The sequence below is a fragment of the Arthrobacter sp. 2MCAF14 genome, assembly GCF_052115645.1.
In the GTDB taxonomy this organism is placed as follows: domain Bacteria; phylum Actinomycetota; class Actinomycetes; order Actinomycetales; family Micrococcaceae; genus Arthrobacter.
The window spans coordinates 126160-147558 of the sequence record NZ_JBFRHB010000003.1; the positions used below are offsets into that span (position 1 = coordinate 126160).

The 21399-nt window shown below is 62.1% G+C and carries 13 protein-coding genes; 11 read left to right on the top strand and 2 right to left on the bottom strand.

The window, feature by feature from the left end; all coding sequences use genetic code 11:
• Nucleotides 1-248: 248 nt before the first annotated feature.
• The 9 genes from AB4074_RS04205 to AB4074_RS04245 all read left to right on the top strand — a co-directional run bounded on the left by AB4074_RS04205 (nt 249) and on the right by AB4074_RS04245 (nt 16644).
• The gene (locus AB4074_RS04205; RefSeq protein ID WP_345449601.1) at nt 249-821 is read left to right on the top strand and encodes a 50S ribosomal protein L25/general stress protein Ctc; all 573 of its coding nucleotides are present in this window, start codon (nt 249-251) and stop codon (nt 819-821) included.
• A 105-nt stretch (nt 822-926) separates the two neighbouring features.
• A complete protein-coding gene (pth, locus tag AB4074_RS04210; protein WP_441412239.1) occupies nt 927-1511 on the top strand; it encodes an aminoacyl-tRNA hydrolase in 585 nt (194 codons plus the stop codon).
• Between the two features lie 345 nt (nt 1512-1856).
• On the top strand, nt 1857-4421 hold the full coding sequence (locus tag AB4074_RS04215) for a LuxR C-terminal-related transcriptional regulator (RefSeq protein ID WP_441412240.1): 2565 nt from the start codon (nt 1857-1859) through the stop codon (nt 4419-4421).
• Nucleotides 4399-7158, top strand: a complete 2760-nt coding sequence (locus AB4074_RS04220) for a LuxR C-terminal-related transcriptional regulator (protein WP_441412241.1) — start codon at nt 4399-4401, stop codon at nt 7156-7158. Before AB4074_RS04215 ends, AB4074_RS04220 begins: the two co-directional genes overlap by 23 nt.
• A gap of 213 nt (nt 7159-7371) precedes the next feature.
• Nucleotides 7372-10149, top strand: a complete 2778-nt coding sequence (locus tag AB4074_RS04225; protein ID WP_441412242.1) for a LuxR C-terminal-related transcriptional regulator — start codon at nt 7372-7374, stop codon at nt 10147-10149.
• Nucleotides 10146-12827, top strand: a complete 2682-nt coding sequence (locus tag AB4074_RS04230; RefSeq protein WP_441412243.1) for a LuxR C-terminal-related transcriptional regulator — start codon at nt 10146-10148, stop codon at nt 12825-12827. Before AB4074_RS04225 ends, AB4074_RS04230 begins: the two co-directional genes overlap by 4 nt.
• A 632-nt stretch (nt 12828-13459) precedes the next feature.
• Nucleotides 13460-14704 carry a nucleotide sugar dehydrogenase gene (locus tag AB4074_RS04235; RefSeq protein ID WP_441412244.1) on the top strand — a complete coding sequence of 415 codons (1245 nt, stop codon included), beginning with the start codon at nt 13460-13462 and terminating at the stop codon, nt 14702-14704.
• A 31-nt stretch (nt 14705-14735) separates the two neighbouring features.
• On the top strand, nt 14736-15740 hold the full coding sequence (locus tag AB4074_RS04240) for a dTDP-glucose 4,6-dehydratase (RefSeq protein WP_441412245.1): 1005 nt from the start codon (nt 14736-14738) through the stop codon (nt 15738-15740).
• Nucleotides 15741-15861: 121 nt separating this feature from the next.
• The gene (locus tag AB4074_RS04245) at nt 15862-16644 is read left to right on the top strand and encodes a hypothetical protein (RefSeq protein WP_441412246.1); all 783 of its coding nucleotides are present in this window, start codon (nt 15862-15864) and stop codon (nt 16642-16644) included.
• Nucleotides 16645-16846: 202 nt separating this feature from the next.
• Here AB4074_RS04245 and AB4074_RS04250 read toward each other — a convergent pair whose 3' ends face one another.
• The gene (locus tag AB4074_RS04250; protein WP_441412247.1) at nt 16847-18010 is read right to left on the bottom strand and encodes a chitinase; all 1164 of its coding nucleotides are present in this window, start codon (nt 18008-18010) and stop codon (nt 16847-16849) included.
• Nucleotides 18011-18500: 490 nt separating this feature from the next.
• Nucleotides 18501-18812, bottom strand: coding sequence for a hypothetical protein (locus AB4074_RS04255; RefSeq protein ID WP_441412288.1), 312 nt, complete (start codon nt 18810-18812; stop codon nt 18501-18503).
• On the opposite strand from AB4074_RS04255, the gene AB4074_RS04260 reads away from it, so the two are divergent.
• Nucleotides 18760-19941: a polysaccharide deacetylase family protein gene (locus AB4074_RS04260; RefSeq protein WP_441412287.1), complete on the top strand. Its 1182-nt coding sequence runs from the start codon at nt 18760-18762 to the stop codon at nt 19939-19941. The genes AB4074_RS04255 and AB4074_RS04260 overlap by 53 nt on opposite strands.
• A complete protein-coding gene (locus tag AB4074_RS04265; protein ID WP_441412248.1) occupies nt 19938-21317 on the top strand; it encodes a glycosyltransferase family 2 protein in 1380 nt (459 codons plus the stop codon). The genes AB4074_RS04260 and AB4074_RS04265 overlap by 4 nt, the downstream gene beginning before the upstream one ends.
• Nucleotides 21318-21399 lie beyond the last annotated feature (82 nt).

Consider the following 21399-nt stretch of genomic DNA (forward strand, 5'->3'; position numbering starts at 1 on the left):
TTTTCCCTTTGGCGGGACGCGGCTGCTAAACTCTTGGGGATACCTTGGCGAGGGAGAGCACATCCGGGTTAAAACCGGATTGCGGGTCTCCGTTATCGACTGGGTCTGAATCTCCTTCAACGAAGGCGGACTGAACCTGCTGCTCAGCGGCTGGTACTCTGCCGGGCGTGGAAGGTCACCACAGACCTCCGCCCTTGCTGATCGACTTGCCGGCAATTTGCCGGCGCCACAGTAATCAAGGAGTACACATGTCTGAGCAGAAGCTCGCAGCAGAACTGCGCACCGAATTCGGCAAGGGTTTCGCCCGCCGCGCCCGTGCGGCCGGCCAGATCCCGGCCGTCATCTACGGCCACGGCGCTGAGCCCCTCCACATCAACCTGCCGGGCCGTGCCACCACCTTGGCCGTCCGCGTCTCCAACGCACTGTTGGCCTTGGACGTCAACGGCGAAGAGCACCTGGCTCTCGTGAAGGACATCCAGCGCGACCCGATCAAGCAGATCATCGAGCACATCGACCTGCTGACCGTCCGCAAGGGCGAGAAGGTTACCGTTGACGTGGCCGTCCACGTTATCGGGGAAGCTGCCATTGGCGCTGTCGCCAACCAGGAAGCCACCACGGTTTCCCTCGAAGCCGAGGCCACCCACCTGCCGACCTTTGTCGAAATCAGCATCGAAGGCCGCAAGGCCGGCGAGCACGTCCACGCTTCGGACATCGTCCTGCCGACTGGCTCGGAGCTGCTCACCGATCCGGAGACGCTCGTCATCCACATCTCGGAGGCCACCTCGGAAGCCGAGGAAGAGGCAGCTCCTGCTGCTGAGTAGTCTTTCGGACTAATCGAGGCATTAGCCTTTGTGAGTGGCCGGGTCCCCGAGGGGTCCCGGCCACTTCTTTTTCATTCCACCCTCTTGATTCCCTAGGATGACTCCATGACAGACACTTGGCTGATCGTAGGCCTTGGCAATCCCGGTGCCGAATACAGCCACAACCGCCACAATGTCGGCCAAATGGTCCTGGACGAACTTGCCTCGCGGATGGGCGGAAGCTTCAAAGCCCACAAGGCCCGGGCCCAGGTGGTCGAGGGCAGGCTAGGAATCGGGGGGCCCCGCGTAGTACTGGCGAAACCGATGAGCTATATGAATGTTTCCGGAGGACCCGTTTCCGGCCTCGCCAGGTTCTTCGACATCGCTCCGGATCACGTTATTGCTGTCCACGACGAAATTGATATTCCCTTCAATACGGTTAGATTGAAGATCGGCGGCGGGGAAGGCGGGCACAACGGCCTGCGCGATATTTCCAAGGCTTTGGCTACAAAGGACTACTTGCGGGTTCGCGTGGGGGTCGGCAGACCACCCGGGAGGATGGACACCGCGGACTATGTCCTCAGGGATTTTGCACCCTCAGAGAGGAAAGAGCTGCCGTTCCTCCTGGATGAAGCAGCGGACGCTGTTGAGGTATTGATGACTGAGGGTTTGATTGCCGCCCAGCAAAAGTTCCACCCCGTCAAGGCCTAGCGGCGGGGCCCCATGCGCACTCATTTCAATGGTTAACAAGTACTCTGATGGTTCGTCGGCTGACTAATTGATTCGCGCCGATCGCTATGATACTTTGCAAATCACTGCTGGGGGTGAAGAGGAAATACAAAAGCAAACGACCCGCTGAACGTCACGTCCGCCAGAGCTGCGAAGGTAGCGTGATCTAAATTGCGAGCAACACCGGAATCTGAAACAGAGCGACCCTCAACGGAGCGGCAAGCACTGGGCGCTGCAGAGCGTCGAAAATGGTCGTCGCTGGTCCGGCAGGATCTTCAGAACACGGTTATTGAAGCGCTCGGCGACCCGTCTTTGTATGGAGTGGTGGTGGTTGGCGCCCCGGGCGTGGGCAAAGCGACTTTTGCCCGTTCGGTAGAGGCCCGCCTCACTCCAAGGACCCACGTACTGCACCTGCACGGCTCCACGGACGTCACCACTCCGTTTGGGGCCTTGGCCCATCTGCTCGCGAGGCTGCCAATCGATGCCGCAGATTCCCCTGGCGCGATTATCCACGGCATCTCGCATTTGATAAGTTCGGACGCCGCGGGACGCGAAGTGCTGTTGATCCTTTCGGAACTTCCCGCTTTGGATACCATGAGCACAGCACTTCTCGTGCACTTACTAATCAGTGGGACAGCAAAGGTCCTCGTCACTGTCCGCCAAGCCACAGACATGCCCGAAGATCTGGTCAGGCTGTTGAAAGACGGCCTCCTGGACGAGGTTGAACTTCAGGTCTTTTCCCGCGCGGAAGTTGCCAAATTGCTCAGCGGCGTCCTTGGGAAACGGGTGACCGCTACGGCTGCAAGCGCTTTGCACGCGTCCAGCGGTGGAAATCCCCTGGTGCTCCAAGCCATCGTCACTGAACAGCTCCGCTCAGGCAACCTGCACCTGGCCGGGCAGGTTTGGGCGATGAAGGGCGAAATCCACCTTTCATCCGCCGAAGTCCTGACCGATCTGGTCCGCTCGCGCCTGGCCAGGGAGAGCCCTGCGGTCCGGGAAGCGCTGGAGCTACTTGCCCTCATTCGAACGGCCCCACTCGCCGTGTTGTTGGACGTCCTGGAACCTGAAGTGGTTGCCGAGATGGAGTGGTCCGGCTACCTCCGCATCGAAGCGTCAGGGGCCCGCCGGGTGGCGCTGCGCGACGAGTACATGGGGGAGGTCATTCGGGGCTGGATGGACCTGCCACGGAGGAATGAACTGCGGCGGCTCGCCGCCGGGGTGATCGGCAGCATTACACGGGACCTGGATGCCGAGGCGCTCCTGGGCTTTGCCTCTTCGACGCTGAACGTCCGCGAAACCCTTGAACCCGGGGTGGCCCTCGCGGCTGCGACGGCAGCGAACAGGCAATTCGATCCTTGGTTCGCCTTGGAATGCGCCCGGCAGATCGGACGCGAGGACAAGGAATGGGTGGCTGCCGCCCAGCAACGATGCGTTTCCCACGTCATTCTGGCCGAGCACGAGGCCGCGGTGGCCGCATTGAAGGATGTGGCGCCCGAGCAGCTTCGGCGCCTCCCGGCGTATGACTATGCGGACTATGTGCAGGAGCTCTGCAGTGCGCTGCTGTGGATTCCAGGCGGGCACCTCCAGATCCCGGGCCTCATCGCTGAGGCGGGGGAGGATCTTTCCCGCCGATCGCAGGAAGCCGGAGCCGATGCCACTGAAATCGAACGGGCGTGCGGGATGCTGAGGCTCGCGGGTTTCGAGCTCCACGTCCATCAGGGCGAGTATGCCGAAGTTGCCGAAGCCTTGGAGCAGGAGTACCGGGATGGCGTTGATCTTCAGCAAAGGCTGAGCTGCGGGAGCCTGCTGACCATGGCCTGGGCAGTACTAGGCAGGGAAATGGAGGCGATCGAGCTGGCGCGCGAGCTGAGGCACAAGATTCAGCGCGCAAAGGCAAGGCCGCGGTTGCATAACTGGTTGTCCGAAGGCTTGTTTGCCGCACTCCTATGCAGCGGACAGTGGGAAGAACTCGCCCGGATGCTGACGGCAACCCTCGATCAGCAACCAAAGAACATCCACTACCTTGGCGGTGCCGCAGAACTTGCCCTTGGCGTTTCCTACACCTATGCCGGACGGGCAACAGTGGCGATCGACACCCTGCTGGGGGCCCAGGCGCAGTTGGAGATCAGGCGCAACTACTATGGACCAGCATTGGCCTACTCCGCGCTCGCTTTTGCGTACGCCCAGGCCGGAGACGTGAAGGAATCCCGGACTTTTCTCGAATTGGCGGAAAAGGGACAAGGGGAAACAGCCTGGTTCCCCGCCTGGATGGCCGAATTCTGCGTCAAGATGGCAAGACGCTGGCTGAAGGATCCCGGGGCGAAGCAAAGTCTCATCGAGTCGGCCAACCGGGATTTGGCGAGGGGACGGATCACCACGGCGTCAATCAGCCTCTTCGGCGCCACCGTGCACGGCACCGAAGAGGAGCTGCTGCTCCTGGAGCAGGTCTCATCCCGCCGCCAGGGCAAGATGGCCGCAGTGAACCGGATGGTGGCGGAGGGAACCCGCAAGAAGGACCCGAAGACGCTGCTTCTTGCTGCTTCGGTTGCCCAGGAACTGAAATTGGATGCGGTAGAGTCCCGCTGTGCCGTCCTGGCCTTGGACATCGCCCGGGAAGCCGGCGATTCAGCGTCCGCCAGGCTGGCACAACAGCGGCTGGACCGCTTGGTCGGGACCGTGCCGGTACTACCCCTGACACCACACACTTTCGGACCCGAACTGACGGAAAGGGAGCGTCAGGTTGCAAAGATGGCCAGTCAAGGGTTGAGTAACAAAGAGGTAGCCAACCAGTTGCAAGTTTCCGTGCGCACAGTCGAAGGCCACCTCTACCAAATCTTCACGAAAATGGGAATCTCATCGAGGAGCGAGCTTGAAGGAACCGCGCAGTCATGACAACGCTGCGGCGGTGCATGGTCATGTCGGAGAACGCGGTACAAGGCCGCCCGAACCGTGGCTCGACTATGGGCATTTGCTTCCTGGAATTACAGCTGCCATCCGTGCGGATGACTGTTCGGCCGTCTTCATCGTGGGCGATTCCGGTCTCGGCGCGTCATCTCTCCTGGCCCAACTGGGAAGCGCCTTTGACGGGGAACGTGCGGTTGTCCCGATTCACGGAAGTCCGTCACTGACCGCGGTCCCGTACGGGGTACTGGCTCCTTTTCTTGCCCATCTTTCACTTGCCGACATATCCTCCCGGGTCGCCGTGCTTCGCTCACTCTGGGATCATCTTGAGGGCGTCCGCGTAGGTACCGGACCAGCTTTGCTGCTCGTCGATGACGCGCACTACCTTGACGATGCCACATGCGCGATGCTGACCGAGCTTGTCCAGGCAGGATGGGCCAAAATCGTGGCCGCATGCATTCCACGGCCGGGAGTTCCCGGGCCGCTCTTGCGCTTGTGGCACGAGGGGACTGCCGAGTGGTTTGACCTGGAGCCTTTGACCGCTGAGCAAGGCCACGAACTGTGCGAGGCATTGCTGGGGGGAATCGTCCTGAACAGCACAAGCCATGGGTTCTGGACCGAGGCGGGCGGCAACACCCTTCTTTTGAAGACCCTTGTCCGCGAAGCCGAGAGCTCGGGTACCCTCGTCCAGAGGCACGGCGTTTGGCTCAAAACAGCCGCGACACCGGTCCACACGGTAAAGCTGGAAGCTGTTGTCAAACTTCAGCTGATGCGCATTTCGGCCGCGGGCAGGGAAGCGTTGAGTTTGATCGCATTGGCAGAACCGGTGGACGAGACGTTGATTAACGTTGTGGCCGGAGAAACGGCCGTCCAAGAGCTCGTGGACCAGCATTTAATCAAGCCCGGGGGCAATGGGTTGCCAAACCTTCGACTCGTCAATCCGGTCTACGGAGAAGTGCTTAGAAGCATCGTTCCGGCCGCGCAGAGCCTCCAACTGCATCGGCAGTTGATCTCCCGGATGGATGTTTTGGAGGACAACCCGGATTCCTTGTTGCGGATGGTGACGTGGTCACTCGACTGCGGAGCGGACGTACCGGATCGTCTTTTGATCCGGGCGGCGGTGCTTTCGGCGAGATTACTGCAGAGCGAGACGGCACTGCGCATGGCGGGCGCGGTACAGGACATGCAATGGCAATCGGTTGCTCAGGCGGTTATCGCTCGCTCGTACTTCAATCTCGGCCGCCGGGACGAGGCTGCGGCAGCCTTGACCCAAGAAACAGTGGATGGCACTGCCGGACCCTCCCACGTCGTATCCAGCAGCGTTCTCCGCGCGGTCACACTTGCCGCCGTCGGGCAGTCCGCTTCCGTGATACGGGCAGAGGCCGAGGTCCTCCGCGAATGGGGCGAACAGCAGCCAGGCATCGAGGGCCAGCGGACGCCGGACGCGAAAGCCTCGGTGACGCTCGCCGTCACCGTGATCGGGCTGCTTGCCGGCTCCGTGGACGGCGACTACAAGAGGATGGGCCCCGAACTGGAGCACGTGCTCCTTCAGTCGGGAACCGTGGAAGGCTCTTTGGCCCCCCTATTCAGGGCCCTGGCGCTGGCCCTGAAGGCAGAAATGCTTTGCGCCCTCGGCCACGGGCGGCAGGCAAGGCTGTTGGTTCTCGAGGCTGCCGGCTTGGCGCAGCCCCAGGAGAACGATGTCTTCTTCATCCCCGAATTCATTTCTGCCCGCCTCGTCATTTGCGCACTGGCTGTAGGTGACTGGGCCGACGCACAAACGCTCCTCGACAGGTACTACGAATCGTCGGGTGTCTCGATGGCGACCTTCGGCGGCGCGGCCTACGTGGTGGCCGGGTACATTGCCATCAGGCAGGGAAAGTCCGGCGACGCCTTGCCCTTGCTGACTGCGGGACTCGAAGCCTTGAGGGACAGCGATCCGCAGAATCTCTTCGGACTGTGTGCCGCCATGGCTTTCTACGCCGCAGCCGGCGCCGGGTTGACTGAAGCCGAACGGTTCCGGGCGGACTACAAGGACTGGGGACAACACAGCACCCACCTTCTCGCGGCACAGGCAAACAGTTTTTTCGACGCCGCGCTTGAACTCCTCCACGCCGACGGTTCCGGCGTGGAAGGGTTGCACCGCAACGCTGACTACGCGGCGAAGGAAAACGCCACGTACCTTGAACTTCATGCCCTGGAGCTTGCGCTTGGCCTGGGCGATCTCAGCAGGCTGGACCGCTTTTGTGAAACCGCGGCTGCAACGGAGGGCGAGTGGGCACAAGCGCTCGCCGAATATGGGCGGGCACTTAAATTCGGGGGGGCTGCCCGGTATCTATCCGCAGGGGAGAAGCTACAGGCGGCCACCGTCTACCATCTTGCCGCGAAGGCTTATGGTTTGGCGTTGGCAGCACCGGATCGCGGCCGCACCAAAGAGCTCAGTGCCGTTGCGCGCGCGGGGCTGGCGCGCTGCAACGAAGAACTAGGCCAGGGCAGCGAGGAGACACAGAACGAGTCGGTAGTTCCGAAGCTGACAAGGAGGGAATGGGACATTGTCAATCTGGCGGTTCAGGGCCTCAGCGACCGGCAGATTGCGGACACGTTACTTATCTCGGTCCGGACCGTCGAAGGGCATCTGTACCGTTGTTATTCGAAATTGGGGATCACCGGCAGGGACGAACTTGCAGGGGCCGCCGCCGTCGCGCAGGGAGCGTCGAGTACAAGCTGAAGCCGGGAATGACCGCAGGGCACTAGTAGTGCACTCTCGACTTCGAACGGGCCCCACTGCCAGTGACGAGTACCTGCCACCCGGGGAAAAGGTACTCACACCCGCATACGAGTATCCGGCAGTATGAAAGTCGAGTACTCACTACTGGTGTGGGCCCGACGGCTAGCTGGTTAATTGGGGGGTGTCACCACTCGATCACTGGGGGTCTCGCTCATGTTGACAGCAGGCAGTGCATCTACGGTCCATGCCGTTCGGTCCGGGAGCGGATCCCGGTACCAGGCATTCGACGCATCTTCGGCTCCGTCCTCGCCTGATGGAACCGGAGGCAAATCGGCAATTTCGACGGCCTGGCCGCCGATTGGACCTAGGGCCGCTGTTGAAGACATAGCCGTTGCGCTGGCAGCTTCCAAAGGTGGTGTCCTTGTTACGGGCCCGTCGGGGAGCGGCAAGAGCTACTTGACTACTCGCGCGGTGAACGAACTACGCGGGCGCTCTTTCGTCGTCGTCATCCGGGGCAGCGCAGCGTTGGCGAGATCACCGTACGGCGCCCTCAATATCCTTTTGAGCGACCTTGACCCTGGATACCTGGCGCATCCCGTCCTGGTGCTGTCGGCGCTCACCAATTTGCTCCGTGAGCGCTCCGAGGGAAAGCCGGTATACCTGGTCATAGAAAACGCGGCCGAGCTTGATGAGTTGGCGGCGATGACAGTGGCCCAACTCGCGAGGAACGGCACTGCTCAGCTTGTCCTCACCTGCACCGACCCGCAGCGCCTCTGCGGCGAGATCACGCGGCTTTGCGGTGATGGGTTCCTGCACCGGATAGACCTCAAACCACTGACATTCCAGGAATCGCACGCTTGGCTCGAGGCCGGACTGGGAGCACAGGTCTCTGCGTCCGGCGCCCATGCCCTCTGGACAGCAAGCGGAGGCAACCCCCACTACCTCAAGATGCTCGCGGCGGAGCTCGCCGAATCCGGTTCGCTACTGAAAAGCGACGGTGTCTGGGTCCTGACTTCCCGGAGCGAACAGCACGGCAGGGCGATCACCGACCTCATCACCACGCGGCTTGGGCGAATGGGCGACGGTGAGCGCAAAGTCCTGGAGATCCTTTCGCTGGCAAGGGCCGTGCCCCTGGAATCCCTGCTGGCACTCGCCCCGGCGGACGATGTGGACTCCTTGGAAAAGAGGAGCGTCCTCGTCGTCGACGATTCGCTGCCCAGGATGGCCCGGCTCCAAAGCCAGCTGGTGGGTGACGTGGTCCGGGCGAACGTTCCCCCTGGCCGCAGCAACGAACTCCGGGGCCTGCTCCTTAGGTCGATGAATCCGGACCTTGGCCAACGCTCGATGCTGCTATCCATGGCCGCGTGGGCCTTGGACTGCGGAGCCAAGCTGGGAAGGGAAGAAGCGCTTGAAGCTGCCGCGATCGCGAACCGGCAGCTTGATGCGCGGCTGGCCCTGCGCCTGGTCCGGTCTATTCCAGGCCACGCGACGATGCCTGGGGCATTAGCCGAGGAAGCCCGGGCGATGATGACCCTGGGTGACGTCGCCGGGGCCAGGGACCTGCTGAGTCTTCATTTGGATGAACCCGGGGATGAATCCACCCTTGCCGAATGGGTCCGGCTCAAGCTGGCCGAGGCCGCGGTTCTTCTGGCCCTTCCCGAAACTACGGCGCAAGGGTGCGAAACGCTGGCCCGCGTCCGCCACCGGCTCGAAGAAGAAGTCGGCGAAGGACAGGACATCGCCGCCTTGCGCGAGGAACTTGTCCTGTCCGAATCGCAGGCAGCCAGCTATTCGGGTTCCTACGTCGAGATGGCAGCAAGACTGGAAGAGGTCCTTCAAGACTTTGAATCGCACGGCACCGAATTCCGCCTCCTTGCCGGAAGCTGGCTGTGCGAGGCGTGGGCCCTGACGGGACGGCAATCCGAGGCGGCGGACATGGCGGAACAGCTGATGGCTGACTGCCATGATCCCGCTGTTTCGGTCGCCGCAGCCCGGCGCGCCACGTCGCGGCTCCGGTTCGCCTTCGTCCTTGCAGGACGGTGGGATAAAGAGGCGGAAATGGTCCAACCCGGCGATGACCTCTTGGTTTCCGCGGCCGAGGCACTGCCCACGGCGATCGATCTTCCCAAAGCGATCTTCCGGTGCCTGCAAGGGCGGGGCCAGGACGGTTTGGACGCGCTCATTCCGGTGATAAGCCAGTTGCGGGTCCAGGACAACGAAGGCATGCTGGATGTCGCCTGCACGGCGGCGGCCTACGCCTCGGCCTTGCAAGGTGGGCAGGAGCAGGCCCTGCGCTATCTGAAGGAAGCTTCCACCCAGCCGCGCCGGCCGACGTGGCGCAAGGAGCGGACGAAGAGGTACCTCGCGGCGTTGGCCCGGGACCGGGTCGACGGACCGGAGGCCGCCGTCGAGGAGCTCCTCCGCTTGGCCGACGCCGACCGGGACGAAGGTGCCCCCGGTCACGAGATCTTTTGCCTCAGTTCAGCGGTTCGGCTTGGCGCAGTTGCAGCGGCTCCACGGTTGTTGGACTCGGCACTCCGGTGCCAGGGGCGATTCGCCGAACTGTGCGTTGCGTATGCGCGGGCGACGATGTCCAGAAGCGCAGAGCTTCTTCTTGAGGCGGCACGGTTGGCCGAAGACATGCAGAACGACAGGTTCGCCTTCGATATCGCTGAGACCGTGTTGCACCTGGACCAGGTTCAGCTGGACAAGACGGCCCTCAGGAAGGCGCGGCAACTCGCGGAGACGTGCCGGCAGCGCTTGCGCACCCCGCAAAGCGGCAACCAAGAGGGGTTGAAGCTGACTGCCCGCGAGATGGAGATCGCCAAGCTGGCGGCGAACCGGGAGAGCAATAAAGGTATCGCTGCGAAGCTCCATGTTTCAGTTCGCACGGTGGAGGGGCACCTGTACCAGATCTTCGGCAAGCTGAAAATCGTTGAACGCTCCGAGCTGAGCTTCGCGCTTGGAAACGTCGAAGGTGGTGCGAAATGACTGAAGTGGTTGCGGCCGATGCGCTCGTCGGACGATATAACGTGATGGCAGCCGTCGTCGACTGCCTTCTTGACGTCAATGGACCCGGGGTCCTGCTTTTCGGTGACGCGGGCATCGGCAAGACAGCACTGATTAACGAAGTGGTCCATGAATTGGGGCAACGCGTCCGCCCGTTCAGGGTCTTTGCCGGCCCCACCCTGGCCTCGGTACCGTTTGCTGCCTTGGCACCCTTGCTGACGGCCTTGACCCCAAGCCAGATCAACGAACCGTTGTCGGTCCTGAGGGCCGTAGTCGCGGCGTTGAACCCGGCAGGACAGCCGCATCCGGCCCCAGCCGTGCTGATCGTGGAGGACGCACATCACATCGATGACAGCAGCGTCGCTGTCCTGGCACAGTTGGCGGCAGCGGAAGCGGCAAAAGTCGTGTTCTTGTGCCGTCCGTATCCCGCGCCGCCGGCAGAGGTTTTCTCGATGTGGTCCGAAGGGCTCGTGGACCGATTCGACCTGCAGCCGCTCAACGAGCAGGAAGTCAACCAACTTTGCGCCCAGGCCTTGGATGCGCCCGTCGTCCAAGGCACCAGCGCCGTCCTTTGCAAGTACTCCGGCGGAAACCCGATGTTCCTCCTGGAACTCATCGAGCACGCCAAATCGTTGGGCCAATTGGTCTGCCGCAACGACGCCTGGATGCTTTCGGGCGAGCTCCGGGGGACCAGCGTGCGTTTGATGGACCTTGTCCGGAACCAGATCCTGATGCTGGGAGCCGCGCAGCGTGAGACCCTGGAGACCGTGGCACTGGCGGAGCCCGTCCCGCTGAATGTCGTGCAACAGGCCAGCGACTCCAGCGCCGTGGACGAACTGCAGGAACTGCATTTCATCGAGATCGCGTCCGACCGCGAGCGGCATGTCCGGCTTGCCCAGCCGCTGGTTGGCGAAGTGATTCGCCAACTGGTCCCGACCGCCCACAGCATGACCATCCGGCGGCGCATCGTGAACCTCATGGAGTCCAAGCCCCAGACCATGGACGGACTGCTGCGCTACGTCTCCTGGGGATTGGAATCTGGCACCGAGATTCCGGACTCCGACATCCTGGAAGCGGCCCAGCTGGCCAACCGGTTGTTCATCCCCAGCTACGTGGAACGGGTAGCCGGCGCAATCAAGGATCCTTCCCTGAGGCTGGCGGCCCAAGTGGAGGTGGCGCGGGCCAAATGGTACCGGGGCGACATCCGGGGAGCGGTGTCGTCGCTTGCGGGGGTCGTGGATCGGACAAATGATCCGCGGACGGTCCGGCAGGCATCGATGTTGGCGGCCCAGCTTGCCGGGCGACAAGGCGTCGGGCCGAACGCCATCAAACAGGCCGCGTACGAATGGGAAGCAGCCCTGGCCAGGCTCGCCGAATCCCGTCAGGGCATCGGCACTGATGAGCTGGAACGCGGAAAGCTGGGAAGCAGGCTCCTTTCGCTGGAAGGCCGCCAAACCGAAGGCCACTACATCGAGACGGAGCGTGAGCTCCGCCAGATCTGGAAAGAAGCGGACGACGACGAGTCCCGCCTCGTCGCGGGCACCCTCCTCGCAGAGGCCATGGCTGTCACTGGACGGCCGGTTTCCGCCATCCAGATTCTGATGGAGATACAGGAGATGGTCGCCACGAGCGGCGACTGGAGCCTCCAGTACGCAGGAATGGTGATGCGCCGCTACATCCTGGCCTTGCAACAGGCAGGCGAGTTCGGCGTCCTGGAAACGTTCCTCAAGAACCATGTTTCCCAGGCACCGAACTCCCTGATCTATGCAGGCGGGATGTTCCACCTGGCTGCGGGAATGGTGGACCTGCGCCGGGGAGACCTGGGGGTGGCGCTGCCACGGCTTCGCCAGGCGGTCAGCATGCTGCGTGTCTCCGACATGGGAAGCGACCTGCCCGACGCCGTTGCTGCCGCCGCGTACGCGGCGTCGATCCTGAAACGCCGGGACACTGCAATGACGTACTCAAACGAATACGACGCATTGATCCGGGAAGGCTTGCATCCGTCGCTGCTTGCACAGGGTCATGCGGCAGTAGCGCGAGCCGAGCATACCGGAACGCAAACAGCGATCGCGAGACTCATGTCCCTTGCGGATTCCGCGGCCGCGGACGGAGCCATCGGCGCGGAGATAGACATCCTGATGTTGGTCCTGAGGCTGGGAGACCCCGGTGTGGCGCGTCGGCTGATAGCAGTAGCCGAGGGCAGCGAAGGCCGCACTGCGGAGTTCGCCTTGAGCGTCGGGCTTGCCCTCACGCACAAGGACGCGGATCGCCTCATTGAGCTGAGTGATTCGGCAGCCAGGGACGGGCTGGAGCTTGCCGCCGCTGACTGCGCGAGCCACGCCCTGCGGATCCTGGAGAGCAGGGGAGATAAGGCGCGCCAGCTCGAGGGACAGCGGCTCCTTAAGCGCCGAACGGCTGCTCTCGACAAGGCCGGCCCGGCGGTTGAAGGAGTCTCCCCGGATCTCCAGAAGCTGACCCGGCGCGAACAGGAAATCGCAACGCTCGTGCAGTCCGGATCGAGCAACAAGGACATTGCGCTTAGCTTGGGCCTGTCGTTGCGCACCGTTGAAGGTCACTTGTACCGAATGTTTGCGAAGCTTGGCATCAGCCACCGGGAAGACTTGATGAACGGTGGCCACGGCATGCAGGGCGTGGGCTGATCGCACGCGCGACCCATATGCCCACTGCGATGGGGTGACCGCTTCCCGGAAGCCGCCTTCCGCCGTCGTGCGCTCCAGCAAAAGGCACGCAAAAGGCGCGAGGCCTAAAAGCGAGTACTGAATCGAGTGGTTAAAAGCGCCCGGACGGGTAGTCAAAAGCCTCGGAAGGGACCGCGTATCCAAAGACGGGTAGAGCCCACTCGCGCCCGCCCTAGGGGTTCGTTAATACGCTTTTCTTGATGGCAACCGCCACTCATTTGGGGATAAGTGAGTCTCGAGATGAAGCGCAGGAAGAATTCTATGCAACAGGAAAACCTCCCGGTGATCCGGCGAGAAGTCAACTCCAATGCGACCGGTCTCCCCCATCCGGCGGGTACCCCAACAATCGAGCCGGCGGCGGGCGGTCATGTGCCCTCTGAGACCAGGGCACATCCCGCTTCGCCGCCGGCTTTCTTCCACATTGGAGACAACAGGCACCGGGAGGTCGACTGACCATGGCACCGAACACGAAAGTAAAGACCCTCAATGCACAGCCGGGTGGGAGCCCGCAATCCTTACACACGCAGGCACCAGCTTGGTCTGAGGGCGCGGGAACACGGACAACCACACAGGACCAGGCTTTTACTTTCGACGTGGCGATCGTAGGAATGGGCTATGTCGGCCTGCCCACGGCCCTGGCGATCAACGCCTCCGGTCGGCGTGTTCTCGGCCTCGACGTATCCGACGCCCGTCTGGCCGTGATCCGCGAGCAACGTGCAGATCTTCTGGACTCCGACAAGGAGCGGCTCAGCAACGCGCTGCTGGATCCGACCTTCATGCTTAGCAGCGACTTGTCGTTGCTTGCCCGCGCGGCGGCGGTGGTTGTCTGCGTTCCCACCCCCGTGGACGAGTACTTGGTCCCGGACCTCGGTATTCTCCGGGCGGCCTGTGCTTCGGTGGTCGATTTCGCTACCACCGGCCAGTTGCTGATGCTGACCTCTACAACCTACGTGGGATCCACGCGCGACCTTCTGGCTCTGCCCTTGGCTGCGAGGGGACTCATTCCAGGACGTGACGTGTTCGTGGCCTTCTCGCCCGAGCGCATCAATCCTGGCGTGGATTCGTTCTCCCACGAGGACGTGCCCCGGGTAGTTGGCGGCGTGACTCCGGCCTGCGGCGAAGTTGCCGAACGGCTCCTGAGCGCCAGCACCAAACTGGTTCACGTTGTGCCGTCTGCGGATGTCGCCGAAATGACCAAGCTGGTGGAGAACACTTTCAGGGCCGTCAATATCGCTTTGGCCAACGAATTTGCTGATATCTGCCACGAACTCAACATGGAAGTCATGGACGTCATCGATGCGGCCTCCACGAAGCCGTATGGCTTCATGGCGTTCACCCCCGGTCCCGGAGTCGGCGGACACTGCATACCGTGCGACCCGCACTACCTGCTGTGGCAATTGCGCAAGGCCCGATTGACGGCCCCGGTGATCGAGCAAGCGATGGCCGGGATCGCAGGCAGGCCGCACCAGGTGGTGGAGAAGGCCCGCCGTATCCTGTCGGACCGCAACCACGGTATTGCCGGTGCCCGCGTCATGGTGCTCGGGGTCGCATACAAGCCCGACGTCGAAGATCTCCGGGAATCCCCGGCGTTGGAAATCATTGCCGCCTTGATTGCCGACGGAGCGGAAGTGGCATTCTTCGATCCTTGGTGCGAGACGGTGCCCGACGGTCACGGCGGGACACTCCAATCCGAGCAATCGCCTGCCGACTGGGCTGCGGACCTGGTGATCCTGCACACGAGGCACAGCCAGATGGAACTTGACTGGCTGGCCGGAGCACCAGCAGTCCTGGACACGACGTACCGCTTGCCCAAGGCCGACAACGTAACCCGGCTCTAGATCCACCAGGTTTTCGACGGAAGCAGGAGTAATGAAAACAGCAATAACCGGTGGTGCCGGGTTCATAGGAAGCCACCTTGTTGAGTACTTGTTGGCGGCCGGGGACGAAGTCGCCGTGCTGGACAACTTGTCGACCGGACGCTTGGAGAACCTCAAAGGCGTCATCGGCCACAGGAACTTCCACTTCATCGAGGGTACGATCCTCGATCGTGACGCAGTGGACAAGGTGGTTGCGGGTACAGACAGGGTCTTCCACCTGGCCGCCGCGGTTGGCGTGAATCTGATTGTCGACCACCCGTTGGAGAGCCTCCGCACGAATATCCACGGCACCGAAGTGGTCCTGGACTCGGTCCTGGAATCAGGTGCCTCGCTGTTGCTGGCATCCACAAGCGAGATCTACGGCAAGAACACCTCGGACAGCCTCTCGGAGGAAGCGGACCGCATCCTGGGATCCGCGCTCAAATCCCGGTGGACGTACGCTGCGGCCAAGGGTATTGACGAAGCATTTGCCCACGCATACTGGCGCCAATTCGGTTTGCCGGTTGCCATCGTGCGGCTCTTCAACACGGTGGGCCCGCGGCAGACGGGCCGCTACGGAATGGTTGTTCCGCGACTTGTGCGGCAGGCGCTCGTCGGTGAGCCCCTGACTGTATACGGAGACGGCCACCAGACCAGGTGCTTTTCCTACGTCGGCGACATCGTTCCCGCCATCGTCCGTATTTCCGAGGAACCGCTTGCCTACGGAAATGCGTACAACCTCGGTGGTAGCTACGAGATTTCCATCCTGACGTTGGCCGAGAGGATTGTTGAACTCCTTGGGAGCGGCAGCACCATCACCTTGGTGCCTTATGAACAGGCGTACTCGGAAGGCTACGAGGACATGCGCCGGCGGGTTCCGGACAACAGCAAGTCCTTCGGGCTTGTTGGCTTCGAGCCGAAGACCACCTTGGATGAAATCATCCTCAACGTCGCGGCCGACTACAAACCGGCAAAAGTCTTGGATCCCGCAGGTTGGAAGATCACCCTCGCATCTTGAACCAACGGACGGGAAAGCCTACAGCGTAAGGACAGGCGGCTGGGTGAGTGGAGTATGCGCTGACCGGTCGCCTGCCCCTGTCCAAGGAAAGATCCGACGAACCCTTTTCCAGGAGCACGATGTGAATCGCCCAGCATCCGGACCGAGGCGCCACAGCCGGGGCGGAGTGTCTGTACTTGCGGTCCTGACCCTGCTGACGGCGGCCTGCACCGGTCCAAGTCCGTCCCCGAGTCCGACACAATCAGCCACAACAGCCGGCCGGTATCCCTGGCACACCGGGATCGTGTCCACGACTTTCTGGGTTGGCGAGATCTTTGATCCCAAGGCTGCAGACGGGAGCCAAGTGATGTCGACATACGACTCCCAATGGATGCAGAGCTACGGAGGCTGTGACGGGGTCGTGACAAACGGCTGCAAGACCGAGGCGAGAACGCAGGCCAAAGGATACGCGCCCACCAGCATGACTCCGAAGGAGAACCCGTTCTACCTCGATCTTCCCTACGATGACGTCAACGATCCCACCGCGTTCGCCGAACGGGCCAGCGTCATTCCGTGGGCCAACGATCCGGGTTTCGCGGGCAATGCCCAGAACCGTTCCTTCAGCTACATGAAGAACCAGTGGGTCAGGATCCGGATGGGCAACCGCGAATGCTACGGACAGATTGAAGATGCCGGTCCGGGGCAATATCACGACAAAAATTACGTTTTCGGCTCCAATGATGCACGTCCAGTCAACAAGAACTTCAACGGAGCCGGAATGGATGTCTCGCCTGCGCTTAACGGGTGCCTTGGCTTCTCCGAGCTTGACGGCGAGTCGGACAAAGTCGACTGGCAGTTCGTGCCGCGGGACCAGGTTCCCGCGGGACCGTGGCTGAAAATCGTCACGGTCAGCCAAGTGAAGTAGCACCGGCCGCCGGGGCCGTCCAAGTAACCCGGTAAAGCAGCCCGGTACGGGCAGTCCCTCGAAAATTGGAGGTATCCATGCAGTGGCTTAAGAAGCTGTTTCGACACGGCAACGGGAGGCACCTCGCCCGCCCGGCCGAAGCCAAGGACCAGAACAGGGCGGAACGTCCAAGCCAGGCATGATCGCTTGTTAATCGGCGGGGTCAAGGCAGTTTGGCGTGGAATCCTGCACTCAACAAGTCGGAGAAGCGTTGGGTTCCTTGATCGATACCGCTACAAACGTGGCTGGCCGGATCCTCAGGGGTGTCCTGCGGGCACGACATGTCCCGGTTCAAGGACCACATGGACACTCGTTGAACTCCCTTGCTGATGGCGAAGGAGTTCAATCCGCGGGCCGCATCGAGGTCGAATATCTCGCCTGGGAGATCGTTCCGGCCGATCATGGGGGTCAACCCCATCTTTCCCCAGATCTGTTCGCTGTTGAGGGTCGTTCCTGCGCGCTGATAGATGATGCTGATCTGATCGTGGGTGGACTGGGCCGCCGAGGTTCCGGCATCGAGCATGCTCTGCGATTGACTCCGGCTTGAACCGTAGTTCATGGTCATGATGTTGACCCCGGAGAGCTGGACGCCGGCCGCCAGCATCTGGTCAACAGCTGACGTCCCGGCGTCGGTCAGCCCTTGCGGGGTGACCGGAAGGGTCAGCCAAATTGAAAGGGCGTGCCCTTCCTGGATCCGCTCCTTCTGGACGGCAGCGATGGCTGCTGCCCGGCGCTGCCAGGCTGCGCTGTCCGCCAGATTGTCGCCCTCGATGTCAAAGTCGATAGTTGCGGGGTTGTAGCGCTCCAGCACGGCCCGGTAGGCCCTTTCCAGATCTGTTGCATTCTGGCAGGAGTTGGCGAGCTCACTGTTCACTGAGCCGCCGAAGGACACAGCGAAGGCGCCGCCGTTTGACCGTAGCTTGGCGATACGCTCTTCGAGCTTGAGCGAAGTCTTCGCGGCATCGAGACTGTATGTGCTACCCCAACTCGGTGTGCAGGCCTGTCCAGCCATTGCCACCACAAACGCCAGCGTGACATTCTTGGTGCCCTCGCCCACGGGTGACTCGAAAGCGTACTGAGGGACCACAGTGACGTCGACGTAGCCGGAAAACCACGGGGGCTCGAGGGAACCGTTTGCGTCCGTAGTAAACCGCCACACGAGGATCCCTCCCATCCCCAGCACCACAAGGACTGCGGCAATGCAGGCCCGGGCGAAACCTGACAGCCGGCGGAGAGGTCCAAGGGTTTGGGCGGACCAGCCACGGACTTCACGCGCACTGCCTGCCTCAGGCGTAACGGAAGTGCCGCTTCCCTGTTTCCTGGACACTCTCTTCCGCCATCCTTAAACTCCGACTGCCCTGATTGCACCATTTGACCACGAACAGATCGGATTCGTCCCTGCCGCGCCCCCCGGGTTTGATCCCGATGTTTTCGCGCGTAGCGCACGAGTAGTGGCGCTGTCCCGACGTCAAGGTTGAGTGTAAAGACGGGTAGGGCCTACTCGTGTCCGTCGCCGCCTCAATTCATACGCTGATGGTGTCAGTTGGTGGAGGGCAACGGGGGAAAGACAGGTCTCGCAATGGAAACGGACGCTCTGGTCCGAGCGGCAACAGGACGCGGCGGATTTATCCGAGAAGGCGTTTACCTGGAGTTCGAGCCTGCTCTTGGGGGATTCAGCACAGTCCCTCCCATCGACCCTGCGCCAATTGATGGTGCTGCCGAACGGCAGCGCGCCCTCTTAGAGAGGGCCCCTGAGCGGGGGCCGGTGGTGAATAAGCCTTTGAGACCGAGGCTTCCCCCAGTCGCCACCGGCCCCTTCAGGAACCGCGGCAGCGCGGGTTGGCGATGAGTTCCCGGGGGAAGGTTATCGTATCCGGCCCGATCCGCACTTCGAGGAAGCGGGCAGGCCTGTGGGCTGCCTCCTGGGTGTCGGTGCTGCTCTTGTTGACGGGCGCCACATCGCTGATCGGCGGTAGCCAGGCTCCCCTCGTTGGGCCCGGGAACGCCGACCCAACACCTTCTGCCGCCCCGCTCTCATCCGTCAGCTTGACGTTTGATGCGGGCCGGTCAAGCCAGATGGAGGCGGCCCGGATCTTGAAGGACCACGGCCTCCGGGGCACCTTTTTCATCGACTCCGGCTTTGTTGGCGCACCTGACTACATGACAACGGACAATCTCCACAGCTTGGCCGCTGATCAGAATGAAATCGGTGGCCATACGGTCACTCTTGCCGATGTGACCTCGGTAGAGCCGGACGAAGCCTCGAGGCAGATCTGCAACGATCGGGTGAACCTCACGGATTGGGGCTTCAAGGTCACCTCTTTTGCCTATCCTTTTGCGGCTTCAACGCCAAAATCGGAAGAACAGGTCGCCGGATGCGGCTACAACAGCGCGCGTGGACTCGGCGAGATAACCACCCCGATCGACTGCGCGGGCTGCGCGGCCGCGGAAACTGTCCGCCCCGCCGACCTGTTCCGGACAAAGGCAACATCGGAGGTCGGCAGCAAGTGGACATTGGCCGACCTTGAGGCGACAGTAACGCAGGCCGAAAAGGCCGGGGGCTGGTTGCAGTTGACCTTCTACGACATCGACAACAGCGGCAGTCTCCGCTCCATCAGCCCCGCGTTGTTCGAACAATTCGCCACTTGGCTGGCGGCCAGGACCCAACAAGGGACCATGGCCGTGCGGACGGTACATGACGTGATCGGCGGCGTGGCGAAACCCGTGGTGAACGGTTCTGGGGCGGCGCCGGCAGCACCTGGGAAGAACGCCCTTCGGAATCCGGGGCTGGAAACCGCTGGAAAGTATGGCTTACCGGAATGCTGGCAGGTATCGTCCTATGGCAAGAATGCCGTGGTCCTGAGCACCTTGACCCCGGGACACAGTGGTGCGGTGGCCCGTCGCCTGGACGTGACCGAATATTCGTCCGGTGACGCGAAACTGCTTCCCGTCCTCGATCTGGGAGCGTGCGCTCCGAGCGTGAGTGCCGGCCACAGCTATTCGCTCAGGGCGTGGTACCAGTCCACCGCAAAGACCCAGTTCGAAGTGTATTACCGCAACAAGCTGGGCACGTGGACCTACTGGACGGCCAGTCCGTGGTTCGCGGCCAACACCAGTTATGAGCAGGCGATCTGGGATACGCCGCCCGTTCCGGCAGGAGCCGAGGCCATCAGCTTTGGAATGAACCTCTTCAGCGATGGCCAGCTTGCTACCGATGATTACGAAATGTACGACACAGTGGGAGCTCCGTCGCCGTGATAGTTCTTTCGATCTTTTTGGTTCTGGGGGTAAGCACGATCTTTTGGTCCGTTGCCGGGCTGGTCCGCCTGACCGCTGAGGAGTGGTGGCGGGTCCAGGGGTTGTCCTCCCGGATCCGCGGGTGGATCGCCCTGCTGCGCGGCGGCAGGTTGCCGATCCCTCGACGTCAACGGGCCCGCCATCGTTCGAAGGGGGTGCGGATCTCCCCGGCGAATGTCGCGGTCCTCGTGGCCGCCCACAACGAGGCTTTGGTCATCAGGGACACAATCCTCGCTGCGTCCGCTTTGGTCCCTCGACGCAACATCCACGTCGTTTCGGACATGTCCACTGATGACACGGCCGCCATTGCGCGGGCCGCAGGTGTGAAGGTCCTTGACCTCGAACCAAACCGTGGCAAGGCCGGCGCACTCGCCGCGGGCATCGCCCATTTCGATCTGTGCAGGCGGTTCAAGGTAGTCATGCTCCTGGACGCAGACACCCGCCCGACACCGGACTACCTCGAAACCGGGCTGCCGTTGTTTGACGATCCCACCGTGGTCGCCGTCGCGGGACGCGCCAAGTCGATCATGAGCCCGGCGCCTCCGACGACGATCGGCCGCTTCCTGGTGGCCTACCGGGAGCGCTTGTACATTGTGGTCCAACTGCTGCTCAAGTACGGCCAGGCAGCGCAGGGCGCCAACGTCGTCTCCATCGTGCCTGGATTTGCCAGCATGTACAGAACCAGCGCGCTCGCAAAGATCGAGGTCCTTGCGCCCGGACTGGTGATCGAAGACTTCAACATGACGTTTGAAATCCATGCGAAGAAACTGGGACGGATCGCGTTCCATCCCTCCGCGGCTGTTGCGTACACCCAGGATCCGGACAACCTGAAGGACTACATCAAGCAGGTGCGCCGGTGGATACTTGGTTTCTGGCAGACCGTCAGGCGGCACGGCCTGCAGTTCAGCAGATTCTGGTTTGTCCTCGGGCTGTACATTGTTGAGCTCATAGCCAGCTGCCTCTTCTTCGTGCTTCTGGTGCCGGCATTCCTGCTATCGTCCCTCGCTGCGGTCGAAGTGTGGATTTTTGGCAATCGATCGGAAGTTTTTATCTTCCTGTCGGGTGTCCTGCGGCCTCAGGACGTTCTCATCGGAGTCTTCTTGCCGGACCTCTTCTTGACAGTCCTTGCCGCTGTTTCGATGCGCAACCCGCGCTTTCTGTTGATGGCTCCTTTCTTTCCGCTGATGCGGATCCTGGACGCGGTCATCTGCCTCCAGGTCTTGCCCAGGGCGTACTCGGCGAATTCGTCGGGAGTCTGGGTCAGCCCCGTCCGGCGGATCCAACGCGAACCTCAGGAAATCGCGACCCCGGGGCCTTCTGTAGTGCGGACAGGGTAGGGCACAGGCGTTGGCCTAGTGTGCGGACACGCGGACGCCCATGCCAGGCAGCCATTGCGGCTGTGTGGCATGGGCGTCCGAC

Coding starts and splice junctions, on each gene's coding strand:
- AB4074_RS04240 (WP_441412245.1), top strand. CDS start 14,736: ATGAAAACAGCAATAACCGGTGGTGCCGGGTTCATAGGAAGCCACCTT.
- AB4074_RS04255 (WP_441412288.1), bottom strand. CDS start 18,812: ATGAAAAAGGTGCCCCGGAGGCCGTGGTCCTTCAAGATCCGGGCCGCC.
- AB4074_RS04225 (WP_441412242.1), top strand. CDS start 7,372: ATGTTGACAGCAGGCAGTGCATCTACGGTCCATGCCGTTCGGTCCGGG.
- AB4074_RS04205 (WP_345449601.1), top strand. CDS start 249: ATGTCTGAGCAGAAGCTCGCAGCAGAACTGCGCACCGAATTCGGCAAG.
- pth (WP_441412239.1), top strand. CDS start 927: ATGACAGACACTTGGCTGATCGTAGGCCTTGGCAATCCCGGTGCCGAA.
- AB4074_RS04230 (WP_441412243.1), top strand. CDS start 10,146: ATGACTGAAGTGGTTGCGGCCGATGCGCTCGTCGGACGATATAACGTG.
- AB4074_RS04260 (WP_441412287.1), top strand. CDS start 18,760: ATGGAGGCGGCCCGGATCTTGAAGGACCACGGCCTCCGGGGCACCTTT.